Here is a 13,820-nt window from a genome sequence, read left to right as displayed (position 1 = left end):
GTTGTTCTGCCTCAATTTCGCCGCAAGCTACCACGGCATCATGCAGCTGTATTTCCGCCGTGCCTAAGCCTTTTGGTGGACGTGCTGGCCGAAATACGTTCTATACCGCAGAAATTGTACCGTTCATGCTTACATGTATGGATCAGTTCTCGCCGATATCTAATGTTCGATGCATGGGTAACCGCCGCGTATTTCTTCGCGCGGCAATTGCAGCTGCATTAGTTTCGATCATGGATGTAGGAATTGTTCGCGCCGGTGATACCGGCGATACGCTCGATGTCAGCAGCATGACACTCACCTTTGAGGATGCCTTCAACGATCTCAGCATCTCCGCCTGGGGTCCTGGTACCCGCTGGATTTCCCACACACCATGGAATGGCGACTTCGGCGGTGCTCGCTTCTCGGATCCGAGCGGCGACTTTCCCTTCGCAATACAGGACGGTATGTTGCGCATTACCGCTGCACGCGACAGCAAAGGTCTATGGCGCTCCGGCTTGATTGCCTCGGTCGACGAGCATGGAAATGGCTTTTCTCAGCAATATGGTTACTTCGAGATGCGGGCGCGATTGCCGGATGGGCCAGGTGTCTGGCCAGCCTTCTGGCTTATCGGCAAGGATCGCTCGAAGGCTACCGCCGAGATAGATGTCATCGAATATTACGGCGATAAGCCCGGCGCCTACTCTTCGACGGTGCATGTCTGGCATCGGGATGGGCGGCACGATTCTGCCTTTTCCCGCGTCAACGTATTCGCCACCGCAAATCCTGCTGACTTGCACACCTATGGCGTGAAGATCGATTCCGATTTCATACGCATGTATTTCGACGGTAATCTCGTCTGGAAAACCAAAATTCCGCCAGAACATCGCCAGCCGATGTATATGCTCATCGACCTCGGTATCGTCGACGGCATATCCAAGATGGCCGCGGCCGACCCATCCTTCATGTTTGTCGATTACGTCAGAGCCTATCAGTTCAAATAGCCTCTGCACTATCGGACTCTCCAGCAATTCTTCCCGAACCGCAGCGACTACATGACCTTCGCCCGATGGTCAGGACTGGCGCCGCGCATAATGCTTTCGGCCGGGTTGCGGCCGCCATGGCGGACCTTTCCGACAAAATGGCTACGCGCCCTTATGACTTACGACTTTCGGTGGTGCGGACAATCATCCCAATGACCAGCTGGTGCTTTTGCTCCAGCGTGAAATTCTGCGATCGACGACGAAGCATTTCGCAACATGCCGTCATCCATCGCAGGACAACTCGGAGAGCGATAATGATTGACCGCGAGGCGCAGGCAGACGCAATTGGCGCAGCAAGCATGCATTACGATCGCAATCTTTGCCTTCATCAGATGCTGCGCGAACAGGCCAGAGCAGTACCGGAGGCAACAGCTCTTGTTTCCGGCGATATCCGCATCACCTATCGTGACCTGGATCGCATATCCGATGCGCTGGCATTGCATTTGATGAAGGCAGGCGTCCACAAGGCCGATATTGTCGGCCTCTTCCTGCCGCGCAGCGTCAATGCAATCATTTGTACGCTGGCTATACTGAAAGCCGGCGGTGCCTATCTCCCGCTCGACCCAGCCTTTCCCGTGGAGCATCTCGACTTCGTCATCGCGGAATGTGCTCCCAAGGTCATTTTCGTCGACTCCGCCCATGGCGAGAAGCTGGCCGCCGTGCCGAGCATGAACGGCAGGGTCATCGAAGCGGATGCCATTATCACGGAAATGGCGCGCCGGCCCGGCGCGACTATGCCGTCCATCGAGATAACGGGCGGCGATCTTGCCTATATCATGTACACATCCGGCTCGACCGGGCGGCCCAAGGGAACGATGATCTGCCATCGCAGTATTTCCAGGGTCGTTCTCGATCAGAACTATATCGATTTCCACCGTAATGACGTCGTCTTGCATACTGCCACCATCTCCTTCGACGCATCGACACTCGAAATCTGGGGTGCGCTCCTCAACGGCAGCGCCTTGGCAGTCATGCCCGATACCGATTTCTCGATTTCACGGCTGTCCGATTTCATGCGGGAGACAGGCGTCACTATCGCCTTCCTGACGACGGGGCTGTTCAATCTCTTTGCCGATCATGCCCGCGCAACCCTGCCAAAGCTTCGCCATATCCTCTTTGGAGGCGATGTCGGCTCGGCCGTTCACGCCCGCCGCTTTCTGGAGCGCTATCCCGGCTGCAGGCTCACCAATGCCTATGGGCCGACCGAAACGACGGTCTTTGCCACCGCTTTTCAGGTTCTGCCGAGTTTTTCGGGCACCGAGCTGCCGATCGGCAAGGCAATCGCTCATACCGGAATCGCGATATTGGACGAGGAATTGCGGGTCGTTCCTTCCGGCATTGAAGGCCAATTGGCGATATCGGGCGACGGCCTGGCCATCGGCTATTTCAAGCGGCCGGAACTGACGGAACAGAAATTCGTCCCCATCGAAACCAAGGATGGCGTGACACGCTTCTATCTGACGGGCGACGTGGCCTGCCTGAAACCGGACGGCACCGTCGCCTTCAAGGGACGCCGCGACCGGCAGATCAAAATCAACGGCAAGCGCATCGAGCTTGATGAGATCGAGGCCGCGCTCCGCCGCGATCCACGCCTTGCCGACGGCATCGTGCTTTGCCACGTACAGGGCGAGAACCTCAAGCGCATCGTTGCCTATCTATGCCCGAAGGAAAGCCATGTGGGCGCTGGCGCCGATCTGGCGCAAGGCGTCATGGCGACACTGCGCGCGGCTCTTCCCGCCTATATGATCCCGAATGCCACGGTCATCGTGGACGCCTTGCCGCTGACGCCGGCCGGTAAAGTCGATCGTTCGAAACTGCTGCCTCCTCCGGTCGAAGCCCAAACAAGGCCCGCAGATATCAGGAGCCGGACGGAGGAACTGCTGACGACGCTATGGCAGGAGGCATTGGCGCTCGAAGGTGTCGATCTCGACCGGAACTTCTTCGATCTCGGCGGCACGTCCCTTCAGCTGATGGAGATTCATGCCGGTCTCGAAGAGGCGCTCGGTCACGCGATCGACGTGGTTGCGTTGCTGCGTCATCCGACCATTCGCGAACTGGCGCTTCACCTGGACGGCCGCACATCCGGCCCAACCCGTCTTGCCGCCGCGGCTCAGCGCGCCGCGCTGCAGAAAAAGGCGATCTCTCATATCCGCAGGAGCTCCTTATGAAAGGGAATCACCAGGACAATGGCAATCAGCGTGATTTCGAAGACGATGAGGACCTGAGCGAGCAAATTTCCGGGCATATCGCCATTATCGGCATGTCCGGCCGCTTTCCCGGCGCCCCTTCGGTGCAGGCGCTCTGGCACCTTGTGCTCGAAGGAAAGAACGCCTTTTCGCTTTTCTCGCCGGATGAGATCGATGACGCGTTTACCGACGAGGAGCGGGCACAGCCGAATTATGTCGCCGCAAGGCCTCATCTCGACGGTGCCGATATGTTCGATGCCGAGTTCTTCGGCATGTTTCCGCGCGAAGCCGCCGTTACCGATCCGCAGCACCGGATTTTCCTCGAAATATGCTGGGAAGCCCTTGAGGACGGCGGTTACGATCCGCAGCGTTATGACGGCCTGATCGGGGTTTTCGCCGGCTCTTCGATGCCGACTTACCTGATCAACAATGTTCTGCGCGATCGCGCCAAAGCGGAAGAGTTCACATCGAACTACCAGATCGGCTGCTTTCATGAGCTTGTCGGCGCACTCAACGACACGCTGGCGACCCGCATCGCCTATAAATTCAACCTGCGCGGTCCGGCTTTCACGGTGCAATCCGCCTGCTCAACCTCGCTCCTCGCGGTTTCTCAAGCATGCCAGAACCTGCTGACCTATAGCTGCGACATGGCTCTGGCCGGCGGCATCTCCGTGACCATTCCGCAAAAGCGAGGCTACATCTACCAGGAAGGCGGCATGGCCTCACCCGACGGAACCTGCCGGCCCTTCGATGCCAACGCCGCCGGAACGGTTTTTGCCAGCGGGGCGGGCGTCGTCCTCCTGAAACGGTATGAGGACGCGCTCAAGGACGGCGATCACATCTATGCGGTCATTCGCGGCTATGGCATCAACAATGACGGCAGCGACAAGGTCGGCTTTACGGCGCCGAGTGTGGAGGGGCAGGCCGAAGCGATTGCCACGGCTCTCGCCAATGCAGCCGTCAATCCCTCGAGCATCGGCTATATCGAATGCCATGGCACGGCGACGCCGCTCGGCGACCCCATCGAATTCAACGGATTGACGCGCGCCTTCGCGCAGGATGCGTCAGAGCCAGCCCGCTGTGCGCTCGGATCGGTCAAGGGCACCATCGGTCATACCGACGCGGCTGCCGGCGTGACAGGCCTCATCAAGACGGCCTTGGCTCTGCGCAGCGGGAAAATCCCGCCGATGCCCAATTATCAGCAGCCCAATCCGCGCATCGATCTTGAGAAAAGCCCCTTCTACATTCCGGCAACGGCAACCGATTGGCCACGGGAACAAGCGCCACGAAGAGCGGGTGTCAGCGCTTTCGGCGTAGGCGGAACAAATGTTCACGTCGTTTTGGAGGAGCCTCCCTACCCGCCGGCTCAGTCGAAAGAGGTAGAGGGACCCCACATTCTCCCCCTTTCGGCTCGCAACAAGCAGGCGCTTGCCGAGATGCGCACCAATCTGAGCGACCATCTCGCCGAAAACCCGAAGCTTTCGATGGCGCAACTGGCACACACGCTTCAAACCGGACGACGTGAGTTCGGTCACCGGCTGGCCATTGCTGCCGAAAATATCGAGGAAGCGATCCTCAAGCTGACGACGGAGAGCTACCAGCCCCTCGTCGCCGCCGATCAGCCGTCCGTCGCGTTCATGTTTCCCGGCCAAGGCGCGCAATATGTCGGCATGGGTGCCGGACTTTACCGCTCAGAACCGGAGTTTGCCCGCTGGATCGACCGCGGTTCCGAGCTTTTGAAGATGACGCTCGGGCTCGATCTGCGCGACTACATCTGCCACACCGGCTCAGCGACGCAGGCCATCACCGACGAGCAGCGCGAAACCCGCATTGCGCAGCCCTGCCTCTATCTCGTTGAATATGCGCTTGCCCGGTTGTGGCTCAGCCGCGGCGTCAAGCCCTACGCTATGATCGGTCACAGCGTTGGCGAGTTCGTTGCCGCTACGCTCGCCAATGTCATTTCGTTCGAGGATGGCCTGCGTCTCGTGGCCAATCGCGGCCGGTTGATGCAGCATCAGCCGCAAGGCGCGATGGTATCCGTTCGTGCCGATGCAGCAACGACGGCCTCCTACCTGCACGGCGCGGTGGAGATCGCCGCGATCAACGCCCCGAAACTTTGCGTCATCTCCGGTCCGTTTGCTGATATCGAGACGGTTTGCGCAGCACTTTCGGAAGCTGAAATCGCCTTCAGCAGGCTGCACACATCGCACGCCTTCCATTCCGCGATGATGAATGACGCAGCGCTGGCGCTACGCCAGGAGACCGAGAAGGTCACCTACGGCACGGCCACCATCCCCTTCATCTCCGGGGTCACGGGCGATTGGCAGACGGCCGAATTGGCAACCTCGCCTGATTACTGGGCCATGCATTGCCGTGACACCGTTCGCTTTGCCGACGGGCTTGCCACGCTCTGCCGCGACCGCAAGCCGGTTCTTCTCGAAGTGGGGCCGGGGCGTACGCTGTCGGTTTTTGCCGCACAGACGATCGCACGCGACAATCTTGCCGCGGTCGTACAAAGCCTGCCCGAACATGATCGGGCATCCGCCGCTGCGGCAACTCTTGCCGAAGCTCATGGCAAGCTATGGATGGCCGGCTGCCGTCTCAACTGGCCAACCTATCCTTCCGCCGCACGGCAGCGGCTGTCCCTGCCAACCTATCCCTTCCAGCGGCAGCGCCACTGGATCGATGCCCCGCCACCCAGCCGTCGCGCATCGACTCAGCGCCCGAATGCCGAAACAGACAGTCGGCCAATCGCCGAACCCTTTGTCTCTGACGTCAACCTCACTGAGGAGAATCGAGCAATGAATGTTGCAGCACCCATTCCCACCTCCAACCGTCTGCCGCAATTGGAAACAGCGCTTCTGACCTTGCTCAGCGACATGTCGGGCGAAACGCTTGGGCCGGACGAGCGGGCAGCGACATTCCTGGAGCTCGGCTTCGACTCGCTTTTCGTCGGCCAGTTCGCGCAGCGCATCGAGAAAGACTTCAAGGTCAAAATATCGTTCCGGGAATTGCTGAGCGATATTCCTTCCGTCGCCGACCTGGCCGTTCATCTCGATCAGCAAATGCCTCCTGAGCCGGTGAAGACGGCTGATCCGTTGCCGGCGGCCTCTCCCATCGCCGCCGCGGCGATGCCGATCATGCCGGTATCGGCATCCGCGCCAATGACGGCGCCCGTTCCGCAAGTCGCATCGATGCCAGCTGCGGCCTCAGATCTCGCCACGGTACTGCAATCGCAGATCCAGATGGCACAAACACTGTTTTCCCAACAGCTGTTGATGTTGCAAGCCATGCAGGGCGGTGCTCCGGCCACCGTCGTACCAAGCGGGCTTCCCGCATCGGCCGTTTTACCCGCAGCGCCCGTCTTGCCGGCGCCGCAAGCTGCAGCAAGCCAGCCCTCGTCCGCTCCCGTCGAAAGCGATTTCGGCACCGAGCGCATCAAGCTCTATCGTCCAAGTGCCAAAAGCGTGACATCGGAGATTTCCGTCGCCAAGCAGGAGTTCATCACTGATCTCACCAAGGCCTATGAAACCAAGAATGCCAAATCCAAGGCATTCACGCAGGAGCATCGCGGATACCTGGCCGACCCCCGATCCGCATCGGGCTTCCGCGCCGATTGGAAGGAAATGGTATTTCCGATCGTTTGCGATCATTCCAAGGGCGCCCATATCTGGGATATCGACGGCAACCAATATGTCGACCTGGTCAACGGCTTCGGGCAGACGGCCTTCGGCCATGCACCTGATTTCGTAATCGACGCCGTCAAGGCTCAAGCCGATCGCGGATTTGCCATCGGTCCGCAGACGCCACTTGCCGGCGATGTCGCCAAGATGATTGCCGATGTGACCGGCCACGAGCGGGTGACCTTCTGCAACACCGGCTCGGAAGCGGTCATGGCCGCGATGCGGCTTGCACGCGCCGTCACCGGACGCGATCGGGTCGTGGTCTTTGCCAATGACTATCACGGCCAATTCGACGAGGTTCTGGTCAAGGGCCGCAATCGCGCCGACAAGCCAATTGCCCTGCCGGTTGCCTCCGGCATTCCATTGGCCTCGGTGTCGAACATGACGGTGCTGCGCTATGGCGCGCCGGAGAGCCTCGATTTCATCCGCGCCAATGCAACCGATATAGCAGCCGTCATCATCGAGCCGATCCAGAGCCGTCATCCGGAACTGCAACCGCGCGAATTCGTTCGAGAATTGCGCGATATCGCCACTCAATCCGAGTTCGCCCTCATCTTCGATGAGGTCGTCACCGGCTTCCGCGTCGATCCCGGCGGGATGCAGGCGATCTGGGGCATCAAAGGCGACATGGCGACCTATGGCAAGGTCGTCGGCGGCGGTATGCCGATCGGCGTGCTGGTCGGCAGCCCGCGTTTCATGGATGCCCTCGACGGCGGCCATTGGACTTACGGCGACAACTCCGTTCCCATGACGGCACCGACATTCTTTGCCGGCACCTTCGTCCGTCATCCGCTGGTGCTTGCCGCTGCCGAAGCCGTGTTGCATCACATTCAGGGAGAGGGTTCGGCCCTCTACGGCCGCGTCGCCGAGCGAACAGAGGCACTGGTTGCCGAGATCAGGGCCGATCTCGCCAGACGCGGCATCGCCGATGTTGTTCACGGCTACAAGAGCTGGTTTGCCACCGACTTCTCCAGTCAGGACCCGCTCGGCGCACTGTTTTATGCGCAGATGCGATTGAATGGCGTCCATATACAGGATGGTTACCCCTGCTTCCTGACAACAGCCCACAGCGAGGACGACTTCCGCTTCATCGCAAAGGCCTTCCGCGACAGTCTCGATGCCATGCAGGCGGTCGGCATATTCACCGCGATTAAGGAGCCAACCCTATCCCCAATGCCGGTAGAGGCATCTGTCGCAAGGCCGCAATCCGCACCGCTGACGGAAGCGCAGACGGAAATATGGCTTGCAGCCCAGGCGGGCGACGAAGCCTCCTGCTCGTTCAACGAGTCCTTCTCGCTGACGCTGGAGGGAACCCTGGACGAGACGGCCATCCGGCAAGCGTTCGATACGGTCATTGCGCGTCACGACGCCTTCCATATTCGCTTCGACCGCAGCGGCGAGTCTTTCCGCTTCATTCCGGATTTCAGGCTCGAACTGCCACTCCTTGAAGACATCGATGAGCAAGGCCTCGCCATTCTCATCGACGATGATGCTCACACGCCCTTTGACCTGATCAACGGCCCCCTTGTCCGCGCCAGCATCATCAGCTTGGCACCCGAAAAGCATGTGCTGGTCTTCACGGCTCATCACATCATCTGCGACGGCTGGTCTATCAACACTTTCATCGAAGAGCTGGCGACTGCCTATGAGGCCTACAAGGCCGGCAATGTTCCGGAATTCCAGCCAGCACTTTCCTTTGCGACCTATTCGACCGACCTTTCGCCCAGACCGGAGAAATCGCGGGCGACCGAGCAATTCTGGCTCGATCAATTCAAGACGGTCCCCGATCTTCCCGATCTACCGCTGGATCGCCCGCGGCCGGAATATCGCAGCTTTGCCGGCGGAAGCTGCACCGGCTATATCGGCGCCGACGTCTACAAGGCGCTGAAGAAAAGGGGGGCGAAGTCGGGCGCCACACTATTTTCAACGCTGCTGGCGACCCTCCAGGTGATGGTATCACGGCTATCGGGCCAGGATGACATCGTCATCGCCATTCCCTCGGCCGGTCAAAGCCTGCTTAACGGCCAGATCCTCGTCGGCCATTGCGTCAATCTGCTGCCGTTGCGTCAAGCTGTATCGCTGACGGAGCCGTTTGCGGCGCATCTGAAAGCAACGCAGCAGCTCGTCTTCCAGGCTTTTGAACATCAGGATTACACCTACGGCACGCTGGTGCGCAAACTGGATACCAAGCGTGATCCACGCCGCCTGCCGCTCACGGAGATCCAGTTCAACCTCGAGCGCATGGCCGGCGGATCGTCCTTTGGCGATCTAACGCCGACCATCGAGCCGAATGCGAAGGCCTTCTCCAACTTCGACCTGTTCTTCAACATGATCGAGGCAAGCGACCACATCCGCATCGATGTCGACTACAACGCCGATGTCTTCGACCGCACGACCGTGGAACGATGGATCGGCCATTTCTCGACACTGGCGGCAGCCTTGGCCAAGGATATGGATCACAGGATCGGCGAGCTGCCTCTGCTTTCCGCGGCTGAGAAGTCCTGGCTGGTCGACGATCTCAATCGGACGGCTGCGCCTTACGATCACGATCAATTCGTCTTTTCGCTCTTTTCCAAACAGGCAGCCGAACAGCCGAATGCCGTTGCCGCTCAACATGACGGCCAGTCGATCACGTACGGTGAGCTGGAAACCCGATCGAACCAGCTGGCCCTCTACCTCCAGATGGCGCTTCCCGACCACGGCCAGCGGATTGCAATATTGGTCGAGCGTTCGCTGAATATGATCGTCGCCCTCCTTGCCGTGATGAAGGCAGGGCACACCTACGTGCCGATGGATCCGGCACATCCGGAACCGCGCCTGCGGCAGACGCTGGAAATCGCCCGTATCCGCGGCCTGATCTGCGATAGCGACGATATGGCTCGGCTCGCAGCGACGGATATCCCTGTTATCCGGCTCGATCAGGATGCCAAGGCGATCAACTCGATGACCGGCCTTGCCCTGAAGACCCTGCCTGTCGACACGACCGCATCCGCCTACATCATCTTCACCTCCGGCTCGACCGGCATGCCGAAGGGTGTCGAAGTTTCGCATCGCTCCCTGACGAACTTCCTTCTCTCTATGGTGAAGGAGCCCGGCTTCGGTGCGGATGACACGCTTGTCGCAGTCACCACAATCTCATTCGACATAGCCGGCCTTGAACTCTACCTGCCGTTGATATCGGGCGGAAAGGTCGTCATCGCCAGCCGCAGCCAGGTCCAGGATGGCTTTGCACTGGTTAAGCTCATCGACGAACATGATGCCACGGTGCTGCAGGCCACGCCAACGCTTTGGCAGATGCTGGTCGAAGCTGGCCTAAAGGAGAGACGGACACTGAAAATGCTCTGCGGCGGCGAGCCCCTGCCCAAGGAATTGGCACGCTCCCTGCTTCAGATCGGCGGCGAGCTCTGGAACATGTACGGCCCGACGGAAACGACGATCTGGTCGTCGCTGCAGCGCATCACAGATGCGGATCAACCGATCACGATCGGCCATCCGATCGCCAACACCCAGCTCTTCATCCTCGACCAGAGCGAGAATATCGCGCCGGTCGGCGTCATCGGCGAACTGCACATCGGAGGCGACGGGCTTGCCGAGGGCTACTTCGATCGCCTCGATCTCACCGAGAAGGCTTTCGTCCCGCATTGCTTCGCCATCGGCAGGCCGATGCGGCTTTATAAGACCGGCGATGTCGGACGGCGGCTTGCCGACGGCTCGCTGCAGCTGCTCGGACGGCGTGACCAGCAGATTAAGCTGCGCGGCTTCCGCATCGAGCTTGGCGACATCGAGGCCGTCATCTCCAAGGTGGAAGGGGTGCGCCAATGTGCGACCGTCGTCGCCGAAAACGCCAGGGGCGATCGTTCATTGGTCTGCTACATCGTGCCGACTGCGGAGGGCGGCGATGCACTTGCAGCCGATATCGCGGCACATGCCAAAGGCAATCTACCGGCGCATATGGTGCCAAGCTTCTGGGTGATGGAAAGCGAGCTGCCGCAGACCGGCAACGGGAAGCTCGACCGCAAGACCTTGCAACAGCGCGGCGTGCCGCAGCGTGGTGCCGCGCCAACCAAGGTCCAGCCGAAAACCGAAATGGAACAACGGCTGCTGGCGATCTGGCAGGACGTGCTGAACCTTGGCGACATCGGCATCGACGACAATCTCTACGCGCTGGGTGCCGATTCACTTGCCATATTCCGCATCGCTGCCCGCATGCGCGACAATGGGCTGTCGCTCGAGGCAAAACATCTATTGCGCCATCCGACGATTGCCGCGCTGGCAGCCTTTGCCGACAGCCAGGCGGAAGCTCTGTCCGATCCTGTTCAGCTTCACATTCCATCACTGCGAGATTTTCGTAACGGCGCACGCCGCGGCCTGGGGGCATCTCTATGAGTACAGTCGACAATAGTCCAAGCGGTTCCCTTGCCGAACCGCAGATCATCGGCGAATTTCCCTGTACGCAGACTCAACTGCGCTGCTGGATCCTCGATCAGCTCAATCCCGGCAACCCCGCGCTCAATGTCGCGGTCCGGTGGGAAATCCGGGGTTCATTCAAGGTTGCGACCCTCGAAGCTGCATTTCGCAAGATCATTCAGCGTCATGAAATATTGAGAACCCGCTTCATCGAAAAAAGTGGTCAGCCCTTCCAGCAGGCCGTCAGCGACGTCAATTTCAAGATGTCGGTGATCGATCTGCGCGGCATGCCGCCGGAGCAGCGCCAGGCACGGATCTTGTCGATCGGCGAGGAGACGGCGCAGGCGCCCTTCGATCTCAGCATGCCGGGCCTATTCCGCGTCACGCTGCTGATGGCAGAAAACGAGCGCGGCTTCCTGCTGATTACGGCCCATCAGAGCTGCTTCGACGGCTGGTCGATCCGTGTCCTCGGGCGGGAGGTCGGCGAAATAGCCGCCGCAATCGATGCGGGGCGCGCACCTGTCCTGCCCGAGCTGCCCTTGCAGTATGGTGACTATGCCCTCTGGCAGCAGGAATATCTGCAGAGCTACGGCTTCGAAACGGAAAAAACCTTCTGGCGCGAAACTTTGCTCGGTGCTCCTTATTTTGAAGTCACTTCCGACCGGCCTCGCGGTCAGGTCAAAACCAATCACGGCGATATTCTCTCCATTGTCCAGCCACCCGCCTTCACCGATCGCATGGATGCAGCCGCGCGCGCGCATTGCGTGTCGCAATATAGTTTCGGCGCGGCCGTCCTCAGCGCAGCCCTTCATCGCTTGACCGAGGCACCGACCGTGCTCTTCGGCTCGCAGATCGCCGGCCGCGAACATAGCGATCTGGAGGATATGATCGGCGTCTTCATCAACAATCTGGTGCTGCGTTTCGATTTCGGCTCCGATGTCAGCTTTGCCGAACATATTCGCTCCGTCAGCGCGACGATCGAAGGGGCGCTGAACCATCAGCGCATGCCGTTCAACAAGCTCGTGGAACTGGTCAATCCGGTGCGCGATCCGGCGCGCAATCCGCTGATCTCGGTCAACTTCAATCTGCAGAAGGCCTTTCTCGAAGATCGTCGCTACGGCGGCTTCGAGCTGATCAGCTCGCCCTCGCAGTCGCCCGGCGTCATCTACGACCTCAGCTTCATCATGATCGGACGGCCGACCGGCTGGCGCATGTCGATCGAATACAATGCCGATCTGTTCGAAGCCAGCACCATCGAAAGCCTCCTGCAACTATGGAGGAACGCTTATGAAATTGCTCTCGATCGCCCTGAGGCGCCGCTTTCTTCGCTCGTTGCGCCGGAACGGCGGCACCTGGCAGCTTCCGCCAAGATTGCGTCGGTGGATGGCGCCGTCACAGGCAAATCGCCACCGAATACGCGAATGGAAGCGCTTGCTGAAATCTGGAAGGAAGTCCTACAGGTTCCGCAAATACGCCCGGATGATGATTTCTTCGCGCTTGGTGGCCACTCGCTCCTCGCGCTCCGGCTACTATCGGAAACACGCGCAAGATTCGATGCAAGCCCGACATTGCAGCTTCTATTCAAACAGCCGACGTTTGCGGGCTTTGCAGCTGCGATCTTCAACAGCGAGGAGATCGAGAAACCGCGGGAAAAAGCAGTAAACCCATGGGAGCTGATTACCTGCAAACATGGGGTGGGGACCGGGACGGTCTATACCCTCAACCATCCGTTCCTGTACTACCGTCTTGCCAACGAATTGCCGGACGAGATCTCGGTCTACAACGTCAACATGTTCCATGCGGATCTGACGGGCGGCCTGGACCGCCTCAGCATCGAGGATATCGCCGGCCACGCGATCGATGCCATGCAGATCGACAAGGCCGCGGGCCGCATTGCCATCGTCGGACTCTGCGTCAATGGCGTCCTTGCGATGGAAATCAGCCGGCAGCTGCGCGAAAAAGGCATGAATGTCGGCGTCACGGCCATCATCGATGCCTGGGCTCCAGGCTATTTCGCTTCTTTGCCCAAGCGGGAGCAAGCCCGATGGCACCGGGAGCGGCGGCGCAAGCGTCTTGCCTATTTCACCCGGAAACTGCTGTCCCGCCGTATCCGGCTGATCGATTATCTCAAGGAGTTCGAAGTCTCCCTGGCGCTTCTGAGGATCTTCGGCGTCAAGGCCGGTCAATACTCGCCCGAAGAGGAGGCGAACGAGGCTGTTACGAAATTGCTGGTGACGGCAGCGCGTCGCTATAAGCCGCCGCAGACAAAGGATGAGAGCGTCGTTCTGCTTCGAAGCAGTGCGACGCATCCTCGGGCGCGCAAAATGCGATTTGGATGGGGTGAGGCGGTCGGAGAGGACTGCATGGTGGTCGATATCGACGGCTGGCACGAGGATTCGCTGACCAGCAACGGTATCCGCGACCTGGCGTCGACGCTCTCGGGAAAACTCACCGACGACTAGAGCGGTTCAGCTTTTCACGAAATATCTGAATCGCTCTATCTCTTTGTTTTCACGCAATTCTGG

The 13,820-nt window shown here is 59.7% G+C and carries 4 protein-coding genes; all 4 read left to right on the top strand.

All coding sequences use genetic code 11. From position 1 onward, the window contains the following. The first annotated feature begins 59 nt into the window (after positions 1 to 59). The 4 genes from PH562_RS26110 (at position 60) to PH562_RS26095 (ending at position 13,757) form a co-directional block, all read left to right on the top strand. Positions 60 to 980, top strand: coding sequence for a glycoside hydrolase family 16 protein (locus PH562_RS26110; protein WP_285176622.1), 921 nt, complete (start codon positions 60 to 62; stop codon positions 978 to 980). 293 nt (positions 981 to 1,273) lie between these two features. Next, complete coding sequence (locus tag PH562_RS26105; RefSeq protein ID WP_285176621.1) at positions 1,274 to 3,187, top strand: non-ribosomal peptide synthetase; 1,914 nt, start codon at positions 1,274 to 1,276, stop codon at positions 3,185 to 3,187. Continuing rightward, positions 3,184 to 11,274 (top strand): non-ribosomal peptide synthetase/type I polyketide synthase, encoded by an 8,091-nt coding sequence (locus PH562_RS26100; protein WP_285176620.1) that lies wholly within the window; start codon positions 3,184 to 3,186, stop codon positions 11,272 to 11,274. Before PH562_RS26105 ends, PH562_RS26100 begins: the two co-directional genes overlap by 4 nt. Then, positions 11,271 to 13,757, top strand: a complete 2,487-nt coding sequence (locus PH562_RS26095) for a condensation domain-containing protein (RefSeq protein ID WP_285176619.1) — start codon at positions 11,271 to 11,273, stop codon at positions 13,755 to 13,757. The genes PH562_RS26100 and PH562_RS26095 overlap by 4 nt, the downstream gene beginning before the upstream one ends. Positions 13,758 to 13,820 lie beyond the last annotated feature (63 nt).

It is taken from the genome of Rhizobium centroccidentale (genome assembly GCF_030182565.1).
Lineage (GTDB): Bacteria > Pseudomonadota > Alphaproteobacteria > Rhizobiales > Rhizobiaceae > Rhizobium.
The sequence above is the reverse complement of the archived record's forward strand: the minus strand, read 5'-3'. Positions and strand labels throughout refer to the sequence as shown.